The 22,786-nt window shown below is 64.8% G+C and carries 24 protein-coding genes; 12 read left to right on the plus strand and 12 right to left on the minus strand.

What is annotated here, in order from left to right:
- Positions 1-117: 117 nt before the first annotated feature.
- The 7 genes from GEU84_RS00775 to ssb all read right to left on the minus strand — a co-directional run bounded on the left by GEU84_RS00775 (position 118) and on the right by ssb (position 6,109).
- Positions 118-1,302 (minus strand): cytochrome P450, encoded by a 1,185-nt coding sequence (locus GEU84_RS00775; RefSeq protein ID WP_152823603.1) that lies wholly within the window; start codon positions 1,300-1,302, stop codon positions 118-120.
- A 4-nt stretch (positions 1,303-1,306) separates the two neighbouring features.
- On the minus strand, positions 1,307-2,221 hold the full coding sequence (locus GEU84_RS00780) for a DMT family transporter (RefSeq protein ID WP_152823604.1): 915 nt from the start codon (positions 2,219-2,221) through the stop codon (positions 1,307-1,309).
- Between the two features lie 105 nt (positions 2,222-2,326).
- Positions 2,327-3,070 (minus strand): triose-phosphate isomerase, encoded by a 744-nt coding sequence (gene tpiA / locus GEU84_RS00785; protein WP_152823605.1) that lies wholly within the window; start codon positions 3,068-3,070, stop codon positions 2,327-2,329.
- 88 nt (positions 3,071-3,158) lie between these two features.
- Positions 3,159-3,521: a HesB/IscA family protein gene (locus GEU84_RS00790; protein ID WP_152823606.1), complete on the minus strand. Its 363-nt coding sequence runs from the start codon at positions 3,519-3,521 to the stop codon at positions 3,159-3,161.
- 247 nt (positions 3,522-3,768) lie between these two features.
- A complete protein-coding gene (locus GEU84_RS00795) occupies positions 3,769-4,131 on the minus strand; it encodes an SUF system Fe-S cluster assembly protein (protein ID WP_152823607.1) in 363 nt (120 codons plus the stop codon).
- A 60-nt stretch (positions 4,132-4,191) separates the two neighbouring features.
- Positions 4,192-5,337 (minus strand): low temperature requirement protein A, encoded by a 1,146-nt coding sequence (locus GEU84_RS00800; RefSeq protein WP_152823608.1) that lies wholly within the window; start codon positions 5,335-5,337, stop codon positions 4,192-4,194.
- 241 nt (positions 5,338-5,578) lie between these two features.
- A complete protein-coding gene (ssb, locus tag GEU84_RS00805; protein WP_152823609.1) occupies positions 5,579-6,109 on the minus strand; it encodes a single-stranded DNA-binding protein in 531 nt (176 codons plus the stop codon).
- A gap of 200 nt (positions 6,110-6,309) precedes the next feature.
- On the opposite strand from ssb, the gene GEU84_RS00810 reads away from it, so the two are divergent.
- Positions 6,310-6,909, plus strand: coding sequence for a lytic transglycosylase domain-containing protein (locus tag GEU84_RS00810; protein ID WP_152823610.1), 600 nt, complete (start codon positions 6,310-6,312; stop codon positions 6,907-6,909).
- 93 nt (positions 6,910-7,002) lie between these two features.
- On the opposite strand, the gene serS is transcribed toward GEU84_RS00810, so the two are convergent.
- On the minus strand, positions 7,003-8,292 hold the full coding sequence (gene serS / locus GEU84_RS00815; protein WP_152823611.1) for a serine--tRNA ligase: 1,290 nt from the start codon (positions 8,290-8,292) through the stop codon (positions 7,003-7,005).
- 206 nt (positions 8,293-8,498) lie between these two features.
- On the opposite strand from serS, the gene GEU84_RS00820 reads away from it, so the two are divergent.
- Positions 8,499-9,338, plus strand: coding sequence for a 2OG-Fe(II) oxygenase (locus GEU84_RS00820; protein WP_152823612.1), 840 nt, complete (start codon positions 8,499-8,501; stop codon positions 9,336-9,338).
- 4 nt (positions 9,339-9,342) lie between these two features.
- Here GEU84_RS00820 and GEU84_RS00825 read toward each other — a convergent pair whose 3' ends face one another.
- Positions 9,343-10,779, minus strand: a complete 1,437-nt coding sequence (locus GEU84_RS00825; protein WP_174539244.1) for a pentapeptide repeat-containing protein — start codon at positions 10,777-10,779, stop codon at positions 9,343-9,345.
- A 149-nt stretch (positions 10,780-10,928) separates the two neighbouring features.
- On the opposite strand from GEU84_RS00825, the gene yajC reads away from it, so the two are divergent.
- The 9 genes from yajC (at position 10,929) to GEU84_RS00870 (ending at position 17,245) form a co-directional block, all read left to right on the plus strand.
- On the plus strand, positions 10,929-11,249 hold the full coding sequence (yajC, locus tag GEU84_RS00830; protein ID WP_152823614.1) for a preprotein translocase subunit YajC: 321 nt from the start codon (positions 10,929-10,931) through the stop codon (positions 11,247-11,249).
- A 69-nt stretch (positions 11,250-11,318) separates the two neighbouring features.
- A complete protein-coding gene (secD, locus tag GEU84_RS00835; protein WP_152824068.1) occupies positions 11,319-12,986 on the plus strand; it encodes a protein translocase subunit SecD in 1,668 nt (555 codons plus the stop codon).
- A gap of 10 nt (positions 12,987-12,996) precedes the next feature.
- The gene (gene secF, locus GEU84_RS00840; protein WP_152823615.1) at positions 12,997-13,965 is read left to right on the plus strand and encodes a protein translocase subunit SecF; all 969 of its coding nucleotides are present in this window, start codon (positions 12,997-12,999) and stop codon (positions 13,963-13,965) included.
- Between the two features lie 15 nt (positions 13,966-13,980).
- Positions 13,981-14,334 carry an Mth938-like domain-containing protein gene (locus GEU84_RS00845; protein WP_152823616.1) on the plus strand — a complete coding sequence of 118 codons (354 nt, stop codon included), beginning with the start codon at positions 13,981-13,983 and terminating at the stop codon, positions 14,332-14,334.
- A gap of 177 nt (positions 14,335-14,511) precedes the next feature.
- Positions 14,512-15,129, plus strand: a complete 618-nt coding sequence (gene ccmA, locus GEU84_RS00850) for a heme ABC exporter ATP-binding protein CcmA (protein ID WP_152823617.1) — start codon at positions 14,512-14,514, stop codon at positions 15,127-15,129.
- Positions 15,126-15,782 (plus strand): heme exporter protein CcmB, encoded by a 657-nt coding sequence (gene ccmB / locus GEU84_RS00855; RefSeq protein WP_152823618.1) that lies wholly within the window; start codon positions 15,126-15,128, stop codon positions 15,780-15,782. The genes ccmA and ccmB overlap by 4 nt, the downstream gene beginning before the upstream one ends.
- A 53-nt stretch (positions 15,783-15,835) precedes the next feature.
- Entirely contained in the window at positions 15,836-16,564 is a 729-nt protein-coding gene (locus GEU84_RS00860) for a heme ABC transporter permease (protein ID WP_152823619.1), read from the plus strand.
- The gene (ccmD, locus tag GEU84_RS00865) at positions 16,561-16,719 is read left to right on the plus strand and encodes a heme exporter protein CcmD (RefSeq protein ID WP_152823620.1); all 159 of its coding nucleotides are present in this window, start codon (positions 16,561-16,563) and stop codon (positions 16,717-16,719) included. The genes GEU84_RS00860 and ccmD overlap by 4 nt, the downstream gene beginning before the upstream one ends.
- Positions 16,712-17,245 (plus strand): DsbE family thiol:disulfide interchange protein, encoded by a 534-nt coding sequence (locus GEU84_RS00870; RefSeq protein ID WP_152823621.1) that lies wholly within the window; start codon positions 16,712-16,714, stop codon positions 17,243-17,245. The genes ccmD and GEU84_RS00870 overlap by 8 nt, the downstream gene beginning before the upstream one ends.
- A gap of 79 nt (positions 17,246-17,324) precedes the next feature.
- Here the strand turns inward: GEU84_RS00870 and GEU84_RS00875 are convergent, their stop codons facing one another.
- Complete coding sequence (locus GEU84_RS00875; RefSeq protein ID WP_152823622.1) at positions 17,325-17,657, minus strand: TM2 domain-containing protein; 333 nt, start codon at positions 17,655-17,657, stop codon at positions 17,325-17,327.
- Between the two features lie 188 nt (positions 17,658-17,845).
- Positions 17,846-20,617: an aconitate hydratase AcnA gene (gene acnA / locus GEU84_RS00880; protein WP_152823623.1), complete on the minus strand. Its 2,772-nt coding sequence runs from the start codon at positions 20,615-20,617 to the stop codon at positions 17,846-17,848.
- A gap of 332 nt (positions 20,618-20,949) precedes the next feature.
- Here acnA and GEU84_RS00885 point away from each other — a divergent pair, with 332 nt between their 5' ends.
- A complete protein-coding gene (locus tag GEU84_RS00885; RefSeq protein WP_152823624.1) occupies positions 20,950-21,651 on the plus strand; it encodes a DUF1223 domain-containing protein in 702 nt (233 codons plus the stop codon).
- A 30-nt stretch (positions 21,652-21,681) separates the two neighbouring features.
- On the opposite strand, the gene GEU84_RS00890 is transcribed toward GEU84_RS00885, so the two are convergent.
- Entirely contained in the window at positions 21,682-22,659 is a 978-nt protein-coding gene (locus GEU84_RS00890) for a lysophospholipid acyltransferase family protein (protein WP_152823625.1), read from the minus strand.
- Positions 22,660-22,786 lie beyond the last annotated feature (127 nt).

The raw sequence follows: 22,786 nt of genomic DNA on the forward strand, positions 1-22,786 counted from the left end.
CTGCCCCGGACCCCGGGATATTTGGGCCAGTGTGAAAGCCTGTAGGGTGTGTGCTGACACGCACCACGCCCGCAATCCATCAAGCCGCGGTGCGTGCGAGCACGCACCCTACGGGGGTTAGCCCCGCGCCACCATCAGCCGTTGCAACCCGTGGAAATGATAGGTGTCGGCATAGACCGGCGCCGCGGCGATCCTGAGGCCGGGCATCCGCGCGAACAGGATCGGCAGGGCAACGGTCAGCTCCAGCCGCGCCAAGGGGGCGCCCACGCAGAAATGCAGCCCCGCGCCCAGCGAGACATTGGGCGTCTGGCTGCGTGTGGGCAGGAAGGTTGCCGGGCTGTCATAGGCCGCCGGGTCGCGGTTCGCGGCGGCCAGCAGCAGCGCCACCTGCGCGCCTTTGGGAATGGTCTGGCCCATCACCTCGATATCGTCATAGGCATAGCGGGTGAACAGATGCAGCGGCGGATCAAAGCGCAGGATTTCCTCGACCGTGGCCGGGGCGGCCTCGGGCGCTAGGGCGCTGGCGGCGCATCCGCTTTCCAGCAGCGCCTTCACCCCGTTGCCGATCGAGTGCACCGTGGCCTCATGCCCCGCGTTCAAGAGCAGGATGCAGGTGCTGATCAGCTCGTCCGTGGTCAGACGCTCGCCTTCGGATTCGGCGGCGATCAGATGGGTAATCAGGTCATCGGCGGGGCGGGTGCGGCGGTCCTCGACATAGGCCCGCAGGAAGGCGGCGAAATCGGCGGCGGCGGCGGCGGCGCGGTGTTCGGTCTCCAGACTGCGGCCCGCCACATACATCGCCACCATGGCTTTGGACCAGCGCAGCAGGTCATCGGCCATGGTTTCGGGCACGCCCAGCAGACGGGCAATGATGATGACCGGCAGGCGCTGGCCGAAGGTTTTCAGCAGGTCGAATTCCCCCGGGGGCAGGGCATCGACCAGATCATGCGTCAGCTGCGCAATCTCGGGGGCCAGCCCCGCAATACGCCGCTGGGTAAATGCGCGCAGCACCAGACCGCGCAGGCGGGTATGAGTGGGGGGCTCCAGCTCCAGCAGGGAATGGCGTTCCACCGCGTCGAACGGTGCCAGGTGCGCGGGTGACGGGCGGGCCTGATCGGGTGGCACCGCGCGGCCAAAGCGGCGGTCGCGCAGGATGGCATTGACGGCGGCATGTGATGTGGTGGCCGCCATGCCGTAATCCTGCCAGTGAAAAAACGGGCCACAGGCGCGGGCCTTGTCGTAGAAGGCATAGGGATCCTGCACAAAGGCAGGGTCTTTGGGCGATTGGTTCAGGTGTTGCAAAGGTTCAGTTCCTTGCGCGGCGGGGCATCAGGCCCTGCGCGATGATCACGCCAAAGCCCACGATGGCGGCCCCCAGCACCTGCATCCATTCCCATGATCCGCCAAGCGCGTAAAGGAACAGCATGACATAGAACGGGGCTGCGTTGATGTGCAGCGCGGCAAGGCCGATGCCCAGCTGCCCCACGCTGATGATCCACAGGATCTGGCTGAGCGCCAGCGCGCCAAAGCCATAAAGCAGCAGCGCGGAAATCTCACGTGCGCCAAGCGCCGCCCAGTCGGGTGCGGGGCCACCCAGGCTGATCTGGGTGATGGCGGCAATGCCGGTGGCCAGCGCCCCCCCGGTCAACGTGATGGCCGTGCGGCCGATAGGCGACAGCGCCGGAAAGCTGATGACCGTGGCGCGCGACCCCCAGGTAAAGCAGACGACCGAGGCAAAGGCCGCCAGCGCCCCCAGGCCAAAGCCCACCGCGCCCAGCTTGCCGCCATAGGTCAGGAGCCCGCCCGCCAGGCTTAACGCGAGGCCCGCCACCAGCCCTGCGCGCAGGCGGCGGCCATCCAGCAGGCATTCCAGTGCGATGCCGATCACCGGCATGGTGGCGCTGATAACGGCGACCGTCACCGCATCGGTGCGCGACTGCGCAAAGATGAGGAGGTAGGAGCCTACGCCAAAGCCGATGCCGCCCACCAGAATGCCGCGCCCCCATTGCGCGCCTGCCACCACGGCCCGGCCATCGGCCAGCAGCCACAGCGGCAGCAGCACCCCCGCCGCCAGCGCCATGCGCAGCGCGGTCAGCGGCAGCGGCGGGATATGCACGATCAGCAGATCGGCAGCGGGCAGCCCCGCCGCCCAGATCAGCATCGAGGCCATGCAGATCAGGTTGGCCGAAAGGGTGGAGGGGCGGGCAAAGGCGGCGGTCATGATCGGGTCCGGGGCAGGGGCTGACAGGCCAGATAACCGCGATTCCCCCGGCGCGGTCTGCACCGGGGGCGACAGGAATGTGCGTTTCAGGACAGTGGTGCAGGCTCAGGCCGCGGCCAGCGCCGCGACAATCGCGCCGAAATCGGCGGCCTTCAGGCTGGCCCCGCCCACCAGCGCGCCATCGACATGCGGCAGCGCAAAAATCTCGGCGGCATTCGACGGCTTCACCGACCCGCCATACAGCAGCCGGAACCCGGCGGCATCCTCGCCGAACCGTTCCGTCAGCCGGGCGCGGATGAAGCTGTGCACCTCGGCAATCTCGGGCAGGGTGGGGGTGCGCCCGGTGCCGATGGCCCAGACCGGCTCGTAAGCCACCACCACCGATGCCGCCGCCGCCGCATCGGGCACCGACCCCGCAAGCTGTGCGCCGATCACTTCCAGCGTCACGCCGCGGTCACGCTCGCCCTCGGTCTCGCCCACGCAGACCACCGCGATCAGCCCCGCCGCCAGCGCAGCTTCGGCCTTGGCGCGCACCTGCGCATCCGTCTCGCCATGGTCGGCGCGGCGTTCGGAATGGCCCAGGATCACATGGCTGGCCCCGGCATCGACCAGCATGGCCGCCGCGATGTCACCGGTATGGGCGCCCGACGCCTTGGCGTGGCAATCCTGCCCGCCGATCAGCAGCGCGCTGCCCCGGGCCGCTGAGGCCATCGGCGCGATCAGCGTGGCGGGCGGGCACAGCAGCATGTCACAGCCCGGGGCCGGATGCGCGGCCAGCAGGGCCGACACCTCGGCCAATGCGGCTGTGGAGCCGTTCATCTTCCAGTTCCCGGCGGCGAGCTTGCGCATGTCCTGTCCTCCCAATCGGTTGCGGTGACAGGGTTAGCCGATGTTGCGGGGCAAGGGAACGGGCGGAATGGCGAGCGATAGGCGGCGGTCAGGCCGCCGCACCCGCATCCTTGAACTTGATCGATTCGCCGCAGCCGCAGGCCTCGGCCACATTGGGGTTGCGGAATTTGAACCCCGCCTCCAGCAGCGAGGTTTCATAGTCGATCACCGTGCCGAACAGGAACATCTGCGCCATGGGCGCGATCATCACCCGCGCGCCGTCCTGTTCCACGGTCTCGTCCATCGGGTTCACCTCGGACACATAATCCATGGTGTATTCCATGCCCGCACAGCCACCTTTCTTGATGCCGATGCGCAGGCCCTTTGAGCCTTGCTTCGTCATCAGCCGCGCGATCTGCGTGGCGGCGGCGGGGGTGAGGGTGACGGCCTGTTTTCCGGGGATGCCGAACATGGTGCGATCCTTTGCGTTCCCTTCAATCTAGGGCGTCGCGCCCGCAATCTCAAGCCGCGAAAGCCAAAGCAGGTGTTCCACCGCCAAAGCCGTGGCGATCGCCCAGGGGGATGGGGCGGGGGGGCCGACTATCACATGCTATGGCGTCGCCCTGTTTTCCGGCAAGGGGCCGCAATTCAGGACGGGTCTGAATGCCAGCGTCAAGGCTTGCTTCCGGCAAGTGCAAGCCCTCAGGCTTGCACGCCCGTCACATGAACCCCAGTTCCAGCCGCGCTTCGTCCGACATCATCTCCATCCCCCAGGGCGGATCAAAGGTCATGCCGACATTCACATGTTTCACGCCGGCCAGCGGCTCTACCGCATCGGCCACCCAGCCGGGCATCTCGCCTGCCACGGGGCAGCCGGGGGCGGTCAGCGTCATCAGGATTTCGACCTCGTTTTCAGGCGAGATATCAATGGTATAGACTAACCCCAGATCATAGATGTTCACCGGGATTTCCGGGTCGAACACCGTGCGGCAGGCCTCGACAACCTGGTCATACAGCGGGTGGTCGGTGGTGGATGGCTTGATCAGGGGCGCGCCCTCGATCTGGTCCGGCTGCTGGTTCATGGTCTATCCGTCGGTTTCCTGACCAAAGATATAGGGAATGCGCGGCCAAAGGTCCAGTGCTCAGGCCGCGCGGCGGCCACGCAGGGCGGCGGTCAGCAGCATGATGGCGGCCATCGCCTCCAGCGCCACGGGCAGAAAGGGCGTCACCAGCAACAGCGCGCCCGCCACCGGCAGCAGCGCACGGCGCGCGCCGGTCAGCAGCAGCCGGTCGCGCACGATCCACAGCCCGGCCAGATACAGCGCCAAGGGCACCGCCACCGCCACATCGCCGGCAAACAGGCCCACCTTGGCGTGATCGGTCAGCACATCGACCAGCACGGCAAAGCCCGCCCCCGCTGCCGCCCCGGCACCAAAGATCAGGATATGGCCGTAACCCCAGGCAAAGGCATGGGCATGGCTGCGGTCGGTCAGATGCTCGTCATCGGTGAAATAAAGCCACCACATCGAAAACGTGACGCACAGCGCCGCAAGGCACAGATGCACCAGCCGGATGTCAAACGCCTCGGCATCCGCCGCCGCCCGCACCGCCAATGCGATGGCCAGCAGCGCCTCGCCCAGCACGATGATGTTCAACAGACCATAGCGTTCGATGATGTGGTGCCGGTGCCAGGGCGTCATGCCCGACTTTTCCGACACGAACGGCACCGCAAGCTCCAGCACACCGCCCAGCACGAACAGCGCCACAAAAGCCGGGCCAAAGCCGGGCGGCAGCAGGAACAGCAGCGCCACCCAGTAAAGCTGCACCAATGCGATGCCGCCCGCATAGCGTGACGCCGTGGCGCGGTGCCCCGGGTCGCCCGCCGCAGCCGCCAGCCACAGCCAGATCATCGCCAGCCGCATGATTACATAGCCCAGAACCGCCAGAGTCAGGTCATGCGCGGCAAAGAACGCCTCGATTCCCCCGGCCATCACCAGCGCCCCGCTGATGAACACGAATGTCGCCAGCCGGAAATGCAGGCTGCCATCGTCATAGGCCGAGGCGAACCATGTATAGTTCATCCAGGCCCACCAGATGCCGAAAAACGCCAGCACGAAGGTCACGACACCTTCAAACGCATGGTCGGCGGAAATGGCATGGTGCAGGCCTGCGGCGGCGCTGGCAATGGCGATCACCGAGGCCAGATCGACGAACAGTTCCAGCGTGGTGGCAACACGGTGATGCTCATGCGGGTCGCGGCTGGTCAGTCGGGCGGGAATGACGGGCAAGGGGCACCTTCACACATGGGGGCAGATACTGTGGGGCAAATACTGTGGGGCAAATACTGTCAGGCATCAGGCCATGCGCCCCGGTTGGCAGCATAAATGGCCGACCGGGGCCGTGCAAGCCGGGGCAGGCGCGCGGCTTGGTCCGGCGATTGCCACTGGTCGGGCAGGCGCACCCGCAAACGGCGGCCGCCGCAACGCGAACCTGCCGCAGCCGCTTCACGCACCGGTCAAATCGCAGGGATCAGAACGGAATTTCATCATCCATGTCGCTGCGGCCACGGCCCGCGCCACCGCCACCGCCCGAGGCTGCGCCGCCGCGACCGCCGCCGTCATAGCCGCCCCGCCCGCCGCCCTCATAGTCGCCGCCGCCGCGTTCATCATAGCCGCCCGAGGCCCCGCCGCCCGAGGATGCGCCGTCACCGCGCCCGCCCAGCATGGTCATCGTGCTGCGGAAGGGGCGCAGCACCACTTCGGTCGTATAGCGGTCAGCGCCCGACTGGTCCTGCCATTTGCGCGTCTCAAGCTGGCCTTCCAGATAGACGGTGGACCCCTTGCGCAGATACTGCTCGGCCACCTTCACCAGATTTTCATCGAAAATCGCCACCGAATGCCATTCGGTCCGCTCCTTCCGCTCGCCCGACGCCTTGTCGCGCCAGTTTTCCGAGGTGGCAACGCGCAGGTTGCACACCTTGCCGCCGCTGGGAAAGCTGCGCACCTCGGGGTCGCGGCCCAGATTGCCGATGATGATGACCTTGTTGACCGATCCCGCCATGGATAACCCCACATTCGCTGCTCTGGTCCGGGCAGTCTCGCCCGAACTGGTAAACAAAACCTATAGACCCGCCGCGCCGCCCTCGCAACCCGGGCCGGGGCAGGGGAGTTCCGCCAATACCCCGCCCCATCGCAACCAAGACGCTGGCCAAAAGCTGCGACTTCCGTATATTGCTTGCCGGGACAGGGCAGGCGGTCAGGATGCGTTTTCATATCGGTGCGGTTATCGTGATCTCGGCGGCGCTTGTCGCAGGCCATGCGGCGGCCGAGGGGCTGAACCTGTCGGGCTCGTCTAAAAGCCGCCAGTCGCTGTTCAAGTCGCAGACCAAACTGCTGGATACCCGCGCGGCAAAGCAATACGCGGCTTCGGTGCGGCTGCAGCCCAAAGCACCCAAGGTGCAGAAGGATGCCGCGATCCCGGGCTATTCCGGGCGCTACAAGGGCGAATATCTGGCGGTGGCCAAGACGGTGGCGCGCAAGCATGGCGTGCCGGAGGATCTGTTCCTGCGCCTTGTGCAGCAGGAATCGGGCTGGAACGCCGGGGCCAAATCGCACAAGGGGGCCACGGGGCTGGCGCAGCTGATGCCCGGCACCGCGCAGCTCTTGCGCGTGAACATCGACGACCCGGCGGAAAACCTCGAAGGCGGCGCGCGCTATCTGCGCATGATGTATGACAAATTCGGCACCTGGCAGCTGGCGCTGGCCGCCTATAACGCAGGCCCCAAGGCGGTTGAAAAGCACGACGGCATCCCGCCCTATGATGAAACCCGGAATTACGTGAAGGTCATTCTGGGAAGCTGAGGCACCAGCGCGCCGGGCGATCCCCCGGTCCCACTCTTTCCAGAGAAAAATATCCTGCGGGGGTGCGGGGGTGCAAAACCCCCGCTTCCGCCCTCAGACCAGCGCGCCATCCGCCGAAATCCGCGTGCGCCCGCCCAGATAAGGATGCAGCGCGGCAGGCAGTTCCACCGACCCATCCGCCTGCTGGCCGTTCTCCAGCACCGCGATCAGGCAACGCCCCACCGCCAGCCCCGAACCGTTCAGCGTATGCACGAATTCGGGCTTGCCGCCCGGGGCCTTGAAGCGGGCATTCATCCGCCGCGCCTGGAAATCGCCGCAGACCGACACCGAGGATATCTCGCGGTAGGTATCCTGACCCGGCAGCCAGACCTCCAGATCATGCGTTTTGGTGGCGCCGAACCCCATGTCGCCCGTGCACAGCACCATCACCCGGTAGGGCAGGCCCAGCTTTTGCAGGATCGCCTCGGCGCAGCCGGTCATGCGGTCATGCTCGGCAAGGCTGGTGCCGGGCGTGGTGATGCTGACCATCTCCACCTTTTCGAACTGGTGCTGGCGCAGCATGCCCGCCGTATCGCGCCCCGCCGACCCGGCCTCGGACCGGAAGCATTGGGTATGCGCGGTCATGCGGATCGGCAGCGCCGCCTCCTCCAGCACCTCTCCCGCCGCCATATTGGTCAGCGTCACTTCCGATGTGGGGATAAGCCACCAGCCGTTGGTGGTCTGATAGCTGTCCTCGGCGAATTTCGGCAACTGGTTGGTGCCATACATCGCCTCTTCCTTGACCAGAACCGGGGTCCAGGTCTCGGTCAGGCCATGGTCGTTCACGTGCGTGTCCAGCATGAACTGCGCCAGCGCGCGGTGCACCCGGATCACCGCCCCGCGCAGCACGACAAAACGCGCGCCCGACAGTTTGGCGGCCATTGCAAAATCCATGCCGGGTTTCACGCCGGCGATGTCGTAATGCTCCTTCGGTGCGAAATCAAAGGCGCGCGGGCTGCCCCAGCGACGCAATTCCACATTGCCCGCCTCATCCGCGCCATCGGGCACATCGGCCAGCGGCAGGTTGGGGATGGTCATCAGCAGATCGCGCAGCGCGGCATCTTCTGCCGCGGCCTCCTCGGTCAGCCGGGCGATGTCGGCCTTGGTCTGGGCCACCAGCGCGCGCAGGCGCTCGAACTCTGCATCATCGCCGCGCGCGCGGGCCGCGCCCACATCCTTGCTGGCGCGGTTCTGTTCGGCCTGCGCGGTTTCCGCCGCCAGGATTTTCGCCCGCCGCGCCTCGTCCAGCGCCAGTATCTGCGACGACAGCCCCGACAGGCCCCGGCGTGCCAGAGCGGCGTCGAAAGCGGCGGGGTTTTCGCGGATGGCGCGGATGTCGTGCATGGCAAACCTCTTGCAGCGTGAGTCGGTCGTCTGCGCCTTATGCGCTATTGTCGCGCAAAGCGTAACTCCGGCGCGGCCTGATGCCCCCGTTGTTGCGGCACAGCGAACACAGGGCGAAAAAGTTTGCCAGCCTGCCACGCTGCTTTCATAGTTCCGCCCGAAACCGCCGCCATACCCCCTGCTGCCCCCGCCTCTGGAGTTTGCCGATGACCGCGCCCTTCCTGCCCTTCGACCCCGAGACGCTGCTCTTGCCCCCCGATGCGGCGCGCGAGGCCGCCAAGCCCTTCACCGACGCCTACCGCAGCGCCGCGCCCTATCCGCATGCGGGGTTTGACAATTTCCTGCCGACGGAAATTCTGGAACGGGTGATCGGTGAACTGGCCGAGCTGCCGGAGTCTGAGACCAGCTTCAACCGTGCGCAAGAGCGGCTGAAAAGCAGCTACACCCCCGAACGGCTGGGCACCTACACGAAAAACCTGTTCTACGCGCTGAACTCCAAACCCTTCATCCTTTTCCTTGAGGAGCTGACCGGCATCGAAGGCCTGATCCCCGACCCCTATTTCGCGGGCGGCGGCATCCACCGGATCGAGACCGGCGGCCATCTGGATATCCACGCCGATTTCAACCACCACGCCAAGCTGAACCTGGAACGGCGGCTGAACGTGTTGATCTACCTCAACCACGACTGGAAGGCCGAATACGGCGGGTCGTTCGAACTGTGGAACAAGGACATGACGGCCAAGGTCGGCTCCTTCGTGCCCACCTTCAACCGCATGGTCTGCTTTTCCACCACGTCGGACAGCTGGCACGGCAACCCCGAGCCGGTGAACCACCCGGCAGGCACGCCCCGCCAGTCGATAGCGCTCTACTACTACACCGCCACCTGGGACGCGACGCGGAAAGACCACACGACATTGTTCAAACCCCGCCCGGGAACAGCGGACCAACGCGACAAGCAGACCGCGCGGCGTGAGATGCTGCAAGACCTGCTGCCCCCGGTGATTTTCAGGAAGCTGGCGCCAAGGCTGCACCGGATCGGGTTGTAAAGGATTATGTTTTGGCCGGGGAGTAACCGATGGTGCGCTGAAAGGCTTGCCACTGGACTTCGAACTGCGCGTCGTCCAGCACCTCTGATGGCCAATGGGTGGGCCACTCGGAGTGGCCAGCTGTGACACCGCCTGGAAGGATCACACTCGCATCGCCAAACATTGACCGAATTTGCTCAGGGGCTATGCCGATATTAGACATGTCGATTGCTCTGGCGGCAGCACCATCAAATACAGTTCCTGTCAGAGTAGTTGAGGCAGAAAACTGAGTCCCCCAGAGTTCCGCACCTTGCATCTGAGCACCCGTGAGGTCAGCCCCCTGAAACTGTGCAATGCGGACATAAGCTCCTTGCAGTTCTGCCCCCCAGAGGTCCGCGCCCTGCATCTGAGTTCCCCATAGGTTCGCCCCCTGCATACGCGCTTCGATCAACAAGGCGTTCTGAAAACGCCCGTAGGCCAACGAAGCAGACTGCAAGTTTGCATCACGCAATCCTAGCCTGTAGCCAACTTCGCTGCCGAATGTTGGCGCGGCGCGTTCTAATTCTATCTGCGGTGTGCCGCGCCGACCAAGGATGGTCAGCGCGGTTTGAACGTCGGTGCGGGGCAGGGGCAGGTGACTGACCCAGACCGAGATATTGTAGCTGGTTAACTCGTGCGGTTCCCAGAAATAGATATTCGCCGACTTGTAATCGGCATGCCGAAAAGCTGCTTCTGGCGATAAACCCTGATCCCCGGTAAGCCGCCTCAACACCTCATGCGGGCTCTGCTTCGCATCCTTCGCCGGAGCATTCTCCCGCACATAGGCGCAGATGATTTCCATCACCCGGATGTGGTCGCGGCCCTTGTCATAGGTCATTGAATCCTGAGCGATGCGTTCCAGCGCGTAAAGCCCGCCGATCCGCACCTCGATGTTGGGTTGTGTTCTCTCAACAGTGATGTCCTTGCCGTCGGCATCCTTGCCCGGCTCTTTCACCGTCTTTTCCTGCCCCAACTGCTCCACCGCCTTGGAAATGCGGTCTGTCATGTGGCCCTGTTCTGCCGTTCGGGTTTGGCGTTCGGTGGTATAGACGCGGATTAGTGCCAGCGGGGCTGACACCAGCGCACCCAGCGCAGTGACAAGTCCAACAAAGGCCAGCACATGCCAACGCAGGTCATCACCGCGCAGGGCCGTCTCGAACCCCAGCGAAATGCGCCAGATGCCATACAGCACCATGCCCAGCAGCATCATCCAGATCGGGGCCAGCACGATGGCAAAGGTGTTCAGCGCGTTCAGCGACCAGTCATCCACCGAACGGCGCTCCTCCCGCTTCTCAGCCAGAACCAGAAACACCAGTAAGGACGCAAGGCCCACACCCAGCGCGATCAGCAGCACCCAACCCTGTTGCACCGTCAGGGGCAGGGGCAGCATCAGCCATTCGCCTGCATCGGTTGTCGCCACCATCCCGCCCCCGCCCTCTGGTAATTCCGCGCATCCCGCCATACATCCCACGCGAACTCAAGCGCCGCCCGCTGCCTTGTCATCGCCTGACTGCGGGGATAGGGTGCGCCACCAGAATTCCGGGCCAACCCCGGCAGCCGAAAGGACGATCCATGTTCGCAACCCCCGCCTATGCCCAGGCCGCCGGAGGCGCCGCCGGCGCGCTGACCAGCTTTGTGCCGCTGATCCTGATCTTCGGGATCATGTATTTCCTGCTGATCCGCCCGCAGCAGAAGAAGCTGAAGGAACACAAGGCCATGGTCGAGGCGCTGCGCCGGGGCGACCAGGTGCTGACCCAGGGCGGCATCATCGGCAAAGTGTCGAAAGTGGGCGATGACGGCATCATCGAGGTGGATATCGCCGAAGGTGTGAAGGTTCGCATCATGCGTTCGACCATCGTGCAGGTGATGTCGAAAACCGAACCGGCGGTCTGATCCGCCCCACCCATGCCCCGCGCGCCCCCGCTGGCGCGCGGCCCCTTCGGCCTGACCCCGGACATACACATGCTGCAAATTCCACTGTGGAAGCGCGTTCTGATCTGGGGCATTTGTGCCCTTGGCGTGCTCTATGCGACGCCGAATTTCTTTTACGCGCAGGTCGAACAGCACAATGACGCTGTGGCGGCCATTGATGCGGCAGGCGGCACCGCCACGCCCGATCAGGCGGCGGCGCGGGCGCTGTGGCCCGACTGGCTGCCGTCGGAAATCGTGAACCTTGGCCTTGATCTGCGCGGCGGCGCGCATCTGCTGGCCGAGGTGCAGGTGGAAGATGTCTATGCCAGCCGGATCGACGGCATGTGGCCGCTGGTGCGTGATGCGCTGCGCGACGTGCGCGACCAGGTGGGCAACGTGCGGCGCCAGCCTTCGGTGCCCGGCGTGCTGCGCGTGGCGATCTCGAACCCCGAGGGCATGCCGCAGGCGCTGGCCGCCGTGCAGGCGCTGGCGCAGCCGGTGATCACCCTGACCGGCGTGGGCCAGAACGACATAACCGTGACCGCCGAGGGTGACGAGATCGTGGTGCAACTGTCCGAGGCGGAGCGTGTGGCGACCGACAGCCGCACCATCCAGCAAAGCCTTGAAATCATCCGCCGCCGGGTGGATGAGGTGGGCACGCGCGAACCGACCATCCAGCGCCAGGGCACCGACCGCATCCTGATCCAGGTGCCCGGCATCGGATCGGCGGCCGAACTGAAGGCGCTGATCGGCACCACGGCCAAGCTGACCTTCAACCCCGTGGTGCGCGTGACAGCCGATGCAGGGGCTGCCCCCGGCCCGCGCAACCTGCTGCTGCCCGCCATGGACGAGCCCGGCACCTATTATGTGGTCGAGGAAACCCCAGTCGTGACGGGCGAGGAGCTGGTCGATGCCCAGCCCGCGTTTGACCAGAACAACCGCCCCGCGGTGAACTTCCGCTTCAACCCCACCGGCGCGCGCAAGTTCGGCGACTACACCGCCAACAACATCGGCAAACCCTTTGCCATCGTGCTGGATGAAGAGGTGATTTCCGCCCCCGTGATCCAAAGCCACATCCCCGGCGGGTCTGGCATCATCACCGGCACTTTCTCGGTCGAGGAATCGACCAGTCTGGCCGTGCTGTTGCGGGCAGGGGCCTTGCCCGCCGAGATGACCTTCCTTGAAGAACGCACCATCGGCCCGGAACTGGGGCAGGACAGCATTGATGCAGGCGCCCGCGCGGCGGTGATCGGCATGATCGCGGTCGTCTGCTTCATGGTGGCCTGTTACGGCTGGTTCGGCGTGATGGCCAATATCGCGCTGGCGGTGAACATCGCACTCTTGTTCGCCATCCTGTCGGTGATCGGCGCCACCCTGACCCTGCCCGGCATCGCGGGTATCGTGCTGACCATGGGCATGGCGGTGGATGCCAACGTGCTGATCTATGAGCGCATCCGCGAGGAATTGCGGCAGGGTCGCCCGCCGGGCCGCGCCATCGAGATCGGCTTTGAAAAGGCGCTGTCGGCCATCACCGATTCCAACGTGACCGCGATTCTGACCGCGCTCATCATGTTTGCCGTGGGCTCCGGCCCGGTGCGCGGCTTTGCCGTGACGCTGGGCATCGGCATCATCACCTCGATGTTCACTGCCGTCTATGTCACCCGTCTGGTCATCCATACCTGGATGGCATGGCGCAAGCCCAAAACCATCGTGGTCTGAGGAGACAGAGATGCGCCTGAGACTGGCCCCCGAAAAAACCAATATCGACTTTTTCAAGCTGCAATTCGTGACCTTCGGGTTTTCGATCGTGCTGGTGCTGCTGACCTTCCTGTCGCTGGCGGTTTACGGTCTGAACCTTGGCATCGACTTTCGCGGCGGCACGACGATCCGCACGGAATCGACCTTGGCCGTGGATGTGGGCGATTACCGCGAGGCGCTGACGCCGCTGGGTCTGGGTGACGTGGCGATTTCCGAGGTGTTCGACCCCGGCTTTGCCGCCGATCAGCATGTGGCGATGATCCGCATCCAGGCGCAGGACGGGGCCGAGGCGGTGACACCCGAAATCATCGCCAGCATGGAGGCGGCGCTGAAGGCGGTTGATCCGGCCATCACCTTTCCATCGGTGGAATCGGTGGGGCCAAAGGTATCGGCAGAGCTGATCTGGCAGGCGCTGCTGGCGGTGGCGGCGGGATCCTTCGGCATTCTGGCCTATGTCTGGATGCGCTTCGAATGGCAGTTCGCCGTGGGCACCGTGGCGGCCCTGCTGCATGACGTGATCGTGACGGTGGGGGTATTTTCATTCTTCCAGTTGAAATTCGATCTGACCATCGTGGCGGCCCTGCTGACCATCCTGGGCTATTCGGTGAACGACACGGTGGTGATATTCGACCGCCTGCGTGAGAACCTGGCGAAATACAAGTCGATGCCGCTGCGCGACCTGATGAACCTTTCGGCCAACGAAACCCTCAGCCGCACGCTGATGACCGCGCTGACCACGCTGATCGCGCTGACCGTGCTGTTGATCTTTGGCGGTGACGTGATCCGCGGCTTTGTCTTTGCCATGCTGTTCGGCGTGATCATCGGCACCTATTCCACGCTGTATGTCGCCAAGAACATCGTGCTGATGCTGGGCCTGAACCGCGAGCCGAAGGACAACAAGCCGAAATCCGGCAGTGAATTCGCCAATATCGACGCCTGACCGCAGGATGCGCCTATGCCGATGACCGAGATCACCTATGACGAGGCGATGCCGATCGAAAGCTACGGCCCCGGGTTTTTCCGCATCGCGGGGCAGGTGCTGCGCGGCCCGGTCATGGTCTCGCCCTGGGGGGCGGGGCCTTGGGGCGGGCTTGACGACACGGCCACGCCGCTGGCCCTGGCGGGCCGCATCGACGTGCTTTTCCTCGGCATGGGGGGCGACATCGCGCATGCCCCCGCCGCATTCCGCGACATGATGGAACAGGCCGGCATGGGGGTCGAGGTGATGAATTCTCCTGCCGCCTGCCGCACCTACAATGTGCTTTTGTCCGAAGGCCGCCGTGTCGCCTGCCTTCTGCTGCCTGTCTGACGCCACCCCGCTGCCCAGGTTCCGGCAGGGTCTTCCACCGCTGCACATTTTCTGTCCCCAAATATCCCCGCCGGAGGCCTCTGCCATTTGCCGCACGCGCCGCGCCCCCCGGCCCCTCTCAGCGGCCAAAGGTCACGCACCCTTCCCGCATCCCTGCCGATAGGCTAGGCCTGTGCCATGACCTGCACCGTCACCGATCTTGCCTGCGCCCGCGGCGGCGTCACCCTGCTGGAGCGCGTCAGCTTCGCGCTGCATCCCGGCGCGGCTTTGTGCCTGCGCGGGCCCAACGGCATCGGCAAGACCACCTTGCTGCGCACCATCGCCGGCCTGCAACCGGCCCTGCGCGGCAGCGTGACACTGCCCCCCGACGCCATCGCCTATGCCGCCCATGCCGACGGGGTGAAAGACACGCTGACCGTGGCCGAGAACCTGGCCTTCTGGGCCGCGATCCATGGCACCCCGGGCATTGCCCCCGCGCTGGAGGCGCTTGATCTGGCGACCCTGCGCGACCGCCCCGCGCGTGAACTTTCCGCCGGGCAGCGGCGGCGGCTGGGGCTGGCGCGGCTCTTGGTCACGGGTCGTCCGCTGTGGGTGCTGGATGAACCCACCGTGTCGCTGGATGCAGCCTCGGTCGCACGTTTTGCCGGGGTGGTGCAGGCGCATCTGGGGCAGGGTGGCATGGCGCTGATCGCCACGCATATCGACCTGGGTCTGGTGGCCGATGTGCTGGATCTGGCACCGTTCAAGGCGCGTCCCCGCTCCGGCATCTCGGGCTTTGACGAGGCTTTCGCATGATCGCCCTGCTGGCCCGCGACCTGCGGCTGGCGCTGCGTTCAGGCGGCGGCTTTGGCCTTGGACTGGCGTTTTTCCTGCTGGTCGCGGTGCTGGTGCCGCTGGGCGTGGGGCCGGAACCGGCCACGCTGGCCCGCATCGCCCCCGGCATCCTGTGGGTGGCGGCCCTGCTGGCCTGCCTTTTGTCGCTGGACCGCATCTTTGCGCTGGATCACGAGGATGGCTCGCTTGATCTTCTGGCCACCGCGCCGATCCCGCTGGAGGGGGTGGCGGTGACAAAGGCGCTGGCGCATTGGCTGACCACCGGCCTGCCGCTGACGCTGGCCGCACCGCTGCTGGGGCTGCTGTTGAACCTGCCGCCACAGGGTTATCTGTGGCTGGTCGTGGCGCTGGCGCTGGGAACGCCCGCGCTGTCGGTGATCGGCACGTTCGGCGCGGCGCTGACCGTGGGCATCAGGCGCGGCGGGTTGCTGCTCAGCCTGCTGGTGCTGCCGCTCTACATCCCCACGCTGGTGTTCGGTGCCGAGGCGGCCAAGCGCGGGGCCGAGGGCCTGTCGCCCGCCACGCCGCTTCTGCTGCTGGCGGGCATCACCGCCGGGGCGGCCGCCCTGCTGCCCTTTGCCACGGCGCAGGCCTTGCGCGTCAACCTTCGGTGAACACGGCCATGATCCATCTTGCACCCCCGCACGGAAGGCCCTAGCAAAACGCCATGTCATTGTGGGAATATGCCAATCCGAAGAAATTCATGCAGGCCTCGGGGCTTGTTCTGCCCTGGGTCACGGGGCTGGCCACGCTTTTGCTGATCATCGGCCTGATCTGGGGGTTCTTCTTCACGCCCGAGGCGGTGAATTTCGGATCATCCGTCAAGATCATCTACCTGCATGTGCCCGCCGCCCTGATGGCGATCAACGCCTGGCTGATGATGCTGGTGGCCAGCCTGATCTGGCTGGTGCGCCGCCACCATGTCTCCGCCCTGGCCGCCCGCGCCGCAGCCCCGGTGGGCGTGACCATGACCCTGATCGCGCTGGTGACGGGCGCCATCTGGGGCCAGCCGATGTGGGGCACCTGGTGGGCCTGGGATCCGCGACTGACCTCGTTCCTGATCCTGTTCCTGTTCTACCTCGGCTATATCGCGCTGTGGCAAGCCATCGAAGACCCCGACACGGCCGCCGATCTCACATCCATCCTGTGCCTTGTCGGCTCCGTCTTTGCCATTCTCTCGCGCTATGCGGTGAATTTCTGGAACCAGGGCCTGCATCAGGGCGCATCCCTCAGCCTCGACAAGGAAACCAACGTGGCCGATGTCTATTACCTGCCGCTTCTGGTCTGCATCGCGGGCTTCGTGCTGCTGTTCCTGTCGCTGGTGCTGCTGCGCACGCGCACGGAAATCCGCGCCCGCCGCCTGCAGGCCCTGCTGGCGCGGGAGCGTGCCGCATGATCGCCGCCCTGGGGAAATACGCAGGTGCCGTTCTGTGGTCCTATGCCGCCTCCATCGCGCTGATCCTGGCGCTGGTGGGCCTCAGCCTCTGGCGCGCGGCAAAGGTGCGCCGGGCGCTGCAAGCGGTTGAAAACCGGCAGGCCCGCGATGAATAGGCTGCTCCTCCTCCTGCCACCGCTGCTGTTTGTCGGCCTTGCGGTGCTGTTCTACACCGGCATGCAGCGGGATGACCCCGAGGGCCTGCCCTCCGCCATGCAGGGCCGCGCAGCCCCTGCGGTGGAGGTCTCGCCGCTGGGTGACGGCGCCCCCTTCACAGACGCCATGCTGCGCGAGGGCGGGGTGAAACTGGTGAATTATTGGGCCAGCTGGTGCGCGCCCTGCCGCGCCGAACACCCGCTCCTCGAACAACTGGCGGCCGAAGGCGTGCCGATCTACGGCGTGAACTACAAGGACGACCCGGCCAAGGCGCTGGCCTTTCTGGCCGAACTCGGCAATCCCTTTGCCGCGATGGGGGCCGACGACACCGGCCGCATGGCACTGAACTGGGGCCTCTATGGCGTGCCTGAAACCTTCGTGCTGGCCGCCGATGGCACGGTGATCCTGCGCTATGCCGGCCCGATCACGGCGCGCAGCCTTGAGGATACAATCCGCCCGGCCCTGGCCGAGGCTGCGGCGCAGTGAAACTCACAGCTATTTGTCTTCCACTGAAATCTGAAATCAGCGTGCGCCGGGCTACTCTAGTTGCCAAAGTTCAAAAATTTCAGTTTCGTTGAGTGATGATCATTTGGCTGGAAAGCCGCTGACGCGTTGCCTCTTTGTGCTTTTGCACCATTCCAGGGATAAGAAACAGGTCCACCAGCACCCATATGCCTATGGCGAAAAGCAAAAAACCACCGACCACAATCGGCAGTGTAATCCAGCCCAAAATGAAAATTACAAGCATTGCAGCGGCGGACCCTGTAGAGCCCAGATAAAATCTGTGTGCTCCCAAGCCACCGAAAAAAATCACAAGAAGGTAAGCAACACCTGCTGACTTTGCTTCGTTGGTCACACGTTGTTCAACAAGCATCTGCTCTTGAGTATTAAGCGTCATTACACACCATCCAAAATGATCATCGCCACCATAATAGTTTGCGTCGGTCAGAAATCAGTCAACTGGAAAATTCCGATTCTGACACGAACGCTTTGAGTGTTGCATTAAAAGTGTAAAATTTCTGCATATACGATCAGTGGAACGGGGCCACAAACAGAGTGGCCCCGTTTGGCTTTGCTTGACGCCGGTTACGATGCCTTGGCCAGATCGCGCAGGACATAGTGCAGCACGCCGCCGTGTTCCACATATTCAATCTCGATCTCGGTATCGATCCGGCATTTGATGTCGATCACGCGCGTCGTGCCATCGGCGTAAACGATGGTGCAGGGCACGATGCTCAGCGGTTTCAGGTCGCCGTCAAGACCGGCAATCGACACCACCTCGTCACCCTTCAGGCCCAGCGACTTGCGGGTTTCACCGCCGGTGAACTCGAACGGGATGACCCCCATCCCCACCAGATTCGACCGGTGGATGCGCTCGAAGCTTTCCGCGATCACCGCCTTCACCCCCAGCAGGGCCGTGCCCTTGGCCGCCCAGTCGCGGCTGGAGCCTGCGCCGTATTCGATGCCGCCAAAGATCACCAGCGGCACGCCCGCCTCCTGATAGGCCATCGAGGCGTCATAGATCGAGGTCTGAACCCCGTCCGGCCCCAGAGTATAGCCGCCCTCGACACCCGACAGCATCTCGTTCTTGATGCGGATGTTGGCGAAGGTGCCGCGCATCATCACCTCGTGGTTGCCGCGACGCGAGCCGTAGGAGTTGAACTCGCTGGTCGCCACCTGCCGTTCCGACAGGTATTTCCCGGCGGGGGTGGTGGCCTTGAACGAACCCGCAGGGCTGATGTGGTCGGTGGTAATCATGTCGCCCAGGATCGCCAGCACACGCGCGCCGTCGATGTTGGAAATCACCCCCGGTTCCTTGGCCATGCCGCGGAAATAGGGCGGGTTCTGGATATAGGTCGAGGCTGCGGGCCAGTCATAGGTTTCCGAATCGGGCGTCTGCACCGCCTGCCACTTCTCGTCACCCTTGAACACATCGGCGTATTTCTTCTGGAACGCCGCGCGGGTCACGGTGCTTTCCACCAGTTCCGCAATCTCGGCATTCGTTGGCCAGACATCTTTCAGGTAAACCGGCCCATCTTTGCCCATGCCCAGCGGATCGCGGGTGATGTCGATGTTCATGTCACCGGCCAGCGCATAGGCCACCACCAGCGGCGGCGAGGCCAGATAGTTGGCGCGCACATCGGGGGAAATCCGGCCCTCGAAGTTGCGGTTGCCCGACAGCACGGCCGTGGCCACCAGATCGCCCTCGTTGATTGCCGCCGAGATTTCCGGCTGCAAGGGGCCGGAGTTGCCGATGCAGGTGGTGCAGCCATAGCCGACCAGGTTGAAGCCGATGGCGTCAAGATCCTCTTGCAGGTTGGCGGCCTCCAGATATTCCGACACCACCTGCGACCCGGGGGCCAGCGAGGTTTTCACCCAGGGCTTGCGCGTCAGCCCCAGCGCGCGCGCTTTCCGCGCCACCAGACCGGCGCCGATCATCACATAGGGGTTCGACGTGTTGGTGCAGGAGGTGATGGAGGCGATGACGATGGACCCGTCATGCAGCATGTAATCCTCACCCGCCACGGCGGCGCTGGAAAACCCGTCATGCCGGTTGCCGGGCAGGTCGGCCGGGGCGGGGTTGCCGCCTTCGGCGACCAGCGTGGCCTTGTCCTCGGCCGAAACGGTGGGCAGTTTGCGCGTGGTGCGAATGTATTCGCCGAACACCTGCGCGGCATCGGTCAGCGCCACGAAATCCTGCGGGCGTTTCGGGCCGGAAATGGCCGGAACGATGGTGCCCATGTCCAGATGCAGGGTGGAGGTGTAGATCGGGTCATAGCCCGCATCGCGCCACATGCCGTTGGCCTTGGCATAGGCCTCGACCAGTGCCACCCGGCCCTCGTCGCGGCCGGTGTTGCGCAGGTAGCGCAGGGTCTCGGTGTCGATCGGGAAGAAGCCGCAGGTCGCGCCATATTCCGGCGCCATGTTGGCGATTGTGGCGCGGTCGGCCAAAGGCAGGCGGTCCAGCCCGTCGCCATAGAATTCGACGAACTTGTTCACCACGCCATGCTTGCGCAGCATTTGAACGACTTTCAGCACCAGATCGGTGGCGGTGGTGCCTTCAACCATCGTGCCGGTCAGCTTGAAGCCCACCACTTCGGGGATCAGCATCGACACCGGCTGGCCCAGCATCGCGGCCTCGGCCTCGATCCCGCCCACGCCCCAGCCCAGAACGGCCAGACCGTTGACCATGGTGGTATGGCTGTCAGTGCCCACCAGCGTATCGGGGTAGGCCACCTGCTGCCCGTGCTGGTCGGCATCGGTCCAGACCGTCTGCGCCAGATATTCCAGGTTCACCTGATGGCAGATGCCGGTGCCCGGCGGCACCACGCGGAAGTTGTTGAACGCTTTCTGCCCCCATTTCAGGAAGGTATAGCGTTCCATGTTCCGCTCGTATTCGCGGTCCACGTTCATCTGGAACGCGCGCGGGTTGCCGAATTCGTCGATCATCACCGAATGGTCGATCACCAGATCGACCGGGGCCAAGGGGTTGATCTGCTGGGCATTCCCGCCAAGCCCCAGAATGCCGTCACGCATCGCGGCAAGGTCAACCACGGCCGGAACGCCGGTGAAATCCTGCATCAGCACGCGGGCCGGGCGATAGGCGATCTCGCGCGGGTTCTTGCCGCCCAGTGTGGCCCATTCGCCAAAGGCGCGGATGTCATCGACCGTCACGGTCTTGCCATCCTCGAACCGCAGCATGTTTTCCAGCACGACCTTCAGCGCGGCAGGCAGGCGGCTGAAATCGCCCAAGCCCGCTTCTTGCGCGGCGGGGATCGAGTAATAGGCAACCGACTGGCCGCCGGCGGTCAGGGTCTTGCGGGTGTTCTGGCTGTCGTGTCCGACGGTGACGGTCATACGGGCCTCCTGGCACTGGCTCGGGAAAAATGCGGCATCGCATCGCTTGATCCTGCATGCCCCAGCGCGGGGCGTCGTGCAAGACGCAAGGGAGTCGCGTTGTTTGTATACCACGGCATGCCGAAAATCCAGCCCCGGTTTCGCACCTTTTGCACAGGGCTGTGGCAACCCGCCCACGCAGAATGCCCCCTGGCAAAACCTTTGCCGACCCGCGAGGCGCGGCCGCTGTTGCAGCCCGCCCACGCAGTTTGCGCACTCGCAAAACCTTGATTGGCAGGTGTATGGGTCCGGGGCTACAACGGAATGGAACGATGGGGATCGGGAACCAGAACATGCGTCAGATGATAAGCGCCGCCTGCGGCCTGTGGCTTGGCCTTGCCGCAACCGGACATGCGCAGTCTCAACCGGTGGTCGTGGTTGAACTTTACACCTCGCAGGGCTGTTCGTCCTGCCCGCCTGCTGACGAACACATGGCAAAACTGGTGGCTGACCCGCGCGTGATCCCCCTGGCCCTGCATGTGGATTACTGGGATTACATCGGCTGGAAAGACAAGTTCGCCAGCCCCGACTTTACCAAACGCCAGAAGGCCTATGCGCGTGCGGCGGGCAGTCGCACCATTTATACCCCCCAGATGATCGTGGCCGGGCAGGAACGTGTCGAGGGCCACCAGCCCGATGCGCTGGCGGCGCTCATCGGGCTGCATGCGGCGCTGGCCACGCCGGTGACATTGCGGCTGGAACGCAGCGGCGGCATGCTGCTGATCCGTGCCGAGGCCGATCCGCCGCTGGGGCAGGGCGTGCAGGTGCAACTGGTGCGTTACCGCCCCGTCGAACAGACCACCATCGAAAGCGGCGAGAATGCGGGCAAGACGGTGACATACCATAACATCGTCACCTCCTGGCAGAACCTTGGCCTCTGGTCAGGCACAGTGCCGCTGGAGATGGAGGCGGTGGCCGACGGTGACGAGCCCGTGGTCGTGATCCTGCAGAACGAGGGCCCGGCGGGCATCGTGGCCGCTGCCCGGCTGAACTGAGCGGCACCGGGTTTTCGGCGCTGCCGGGGGTCAGGCGGCAGGCGGGCCCTTCCAGCGGCGGTGAATCCAGAACCACTGGTCCAAGTGCTGGCGCACCAAAGCCTCAAGGCTGTTGTTCAAGGCCTGTGTCATGTCTTCGGCCGTGCCGGCGGGAATGGGGGCCTCGACCACAATGTCGAAACTCAGCCCGTCTGCCTTGCGGATCGCATAGGTGGGGATCATCAACGCATTGTATTTCAACGCCATTTCCGCAGCCGACAGGGCGGTCATCGCATCATGGCCAAAGAACTGCAAAGGCACGCCGTCGCGCATGTGCACGTCGATCAGCATGCCCAGCATGCCGCCGCCGCGCAGAAAGCGCAGCATCTGGCCCAGCCCCTGCCGCCCGCGCGGAAACACCGGCTGGCCGATGGTCGAAATCGCCGCGACATAATGCGTGTTGAAATACAGGTTTTTCATCGGGCGATACAATGCGCCCACACGGTAGCCCCGCGCGATCAGGGCGGCGCGGCTGGCGTCGTAATTGCCGAAATGCCCGGTCACAAGGATGACCGGGCGCCCCGCTGCATGGGCGGCGTCCAGCGCCGCCACGCCGGGGCCGGTCAGCGGCTGGCTTGCGGCGCGGGCCACGAAATCACGGCCTGAATAAATCTCTATGACCGTGCGGCCCACGTTGTTGGGCACCGCGCGCATCAGCCGTTTCACCTCGGCCTGCGGCAGACCGGGCAGGATCAGCGCCAGATTGTCACGCACCCGCCGGTCATAGCCCGCGATGGGCGCGATGACATGCGCCATGACCCATCCGCACAGCGGCACCCGCCAGCGGTAGGGCAGCAGCAGCAACGCCCCGATGAGCCCGCGCAACAGCGCATTCTGCAACCACAGGGCAGGGTGGCGTTTGCCCTGCACCGATTTGGTCCGCGCGGTGGCGGCTGCCGGTTCCGTTGCCCCTTCGGTCGGGAGGGTGGGGGCTGACGGGTGGTCGGGCCGGGGGTCTGCTGGCGTCATCGGGCCTCATGCGGCGGTCAGCCGCCCTTGTCTCGTGCTGCCAGACATAAGGCCCCGTTGCCATGATCACAAGCACGCCGCTGCGGCTTTGGCGGCCCGGGGTTGCAGCAACCGCAAGTGATGGCAA

The sequence above is a fragment of the Fertoeibacter niger genome (assembly GCF_009380135.2).
GTDB lineage: Bacteria > Pseudomonadota > Alphaproteobacteria > Rhodobacterales > Rhodobacteraceae > Fertoeibacter > Fertoeibacter niger.

Excerpts from the sequence above, each read along its gene's own strand:
- GEU84_RS00780 (WP_152823604.1), bottom strand. The coding sequence starts at position 2,221 with ATGACCGCCGCCTTTGCCCGCCCCTCCACCCTTTCGGCCAACCTGATC.
- tpiA (WP_152823605.1), bottom strand. The coding sequence starts at position 3,070 with ATGCGCAAGCTCGCCGCCGGGAACTGGAAGATGAACGGCTCCACAGCC.
- GEU84_RS00790 (WP_152823606.1), bottom strand. The coding sequence starts at position 3,521 with ATGTTCGGCATCCCCGGAAAACAGGCCGTCACCCTCACCCCCGCCGCC.
- GEU84_RS00795 (WP_152823607.1), bottom strand. The coding sequence starts at position 4,131 with ATGAACCAGCAGCCGGACCAGATCGAGGGCGCGCCCCTGATCAAGCCA.
- ssb (WP_152823609.1), bottom strand. The coding sequence starts at position 6,109 with ATGGCGGGATCGGTCAACAAGGTCATCATCATCGGCAATCTGGGCCGC.
- GEU84_RS00810 (WP_152823610.1), top strand. The coding sequence starts at position 6,310 with ATGCGTTTTCATATCGGTGCGGTTATCGTGATCTCGGCGGCGCTTGTC.
- serS (WP_152823611.1), bottom strand. The coding sequence starts at position 8,292 with ATGCACGACATCCGCGCCATCCGCGAAAACCCCGCCGCTTTCGACGCC.
- GEU84_RS00820 (WP_152823612.1), top strand. The coding sequence starts at position 8,499 with ATGACCGCGCCCTTCCTGCCCTTCGACCCCGAGACGCTGCTCTTGCCC.
- GEU84_RS00825 (WP_174539244.1), bottom strand. The coding sequence starts at position 10,779 with ATGGTGGCGACAACCGATGCAGGCGAATGGCTGATGCTGCCCCTGCCC.
- yajC (WP_152823614.1), top strand. The coding sequence starts at position 10,929 with ATGTTCGCAACCCCCGCCTATGCCCAGGCCGCCGGAGGCGCCGCCGGC.
- secD (WP_152824068.1), top strand. The coding sequence starts at position 11,319 with ATGCTGCAAATTCCACTGTGGAAGCGCGTTCTGATCTGGGGCATTTGT.
- secF (WP_152823615.1), top strand. The coding sequence starts at position 12,997 with ATGCGCCTGAGACTGGCCCCCGAAAAAACCAATATCGACTTTTTCAAG.
- GEU84_RS00845 (WP_152823616.1), top strand. The coding sequence starts at position 13,981 with ATGCCGATGACCGAGATCACCTATGACGAGGCGATGCCGATCGAAAGC.
- ccmA (WP_152823617.1), top strand. The coding sequence starts at position 14,512 with ATGACCTGCACCGTCACCGATCTTGCCTGCGCCCGCGGCGGCGTCACC.
- ccmB (WP_152823618.1), top strand. The coding sequence starts at position 15,126 with ATGATCGCCCTGCTGGCCCGCGACCTGCGGCTGGCGCTGCGTTCAGGC.
- GEU84_RS00860 (WP_152823619.1), top strand. The coding sequence starts at position 15,836 with ATGTCATTGTGGGAATATGCCAATCCGAAGAAATTCATGCAGGCCTCG.
- ccmD (WP_152823620.1), top strand. The coding sequence starts at position 16,561 with ATGATCGCCGCCCTGGGGAAATACGCAGGTGCCGTTCTGTGGTCCTAT.
- GEU84_RS00870 (WP_152823621.1), top strand. The coding sequence starts at position 16,712 with ATGAATAGGCTGCTCCTCCTCCTGCCACCGCTGCTGTTTGTCGGCCTT.
- GEU84_RS00875 (WP_152823622.1), bottom strand. The coding sequence starts at position 17,657 with ATGACGCTTAATACTCAAGAGCAGATGCTTGTTGAACAACGTGTGACC.
- acnA (WP_152823623.1), bottom strand. The coding sequence starts at position 20,617 with ATGACCGTCACCGTCGGACACGACAGCCAGAACACCCGCAAGACCCTG.
- GEU84_RS00885 (WP_152823624.1), top strand. The coding sequence starts at position 20,950 with ATGCGTCAGATGATAAGCGCCGCCTGCGGCCTGTGGCTTGGCCTTGCC.
- GEU84_RS00890 (WP_152823625.1), bottom strand. The coding sequence starts at position 22,659 with ATGACGCCAGCAGACCCCCGGCCCGACCACCCGTCAGCCCCCACCCTC.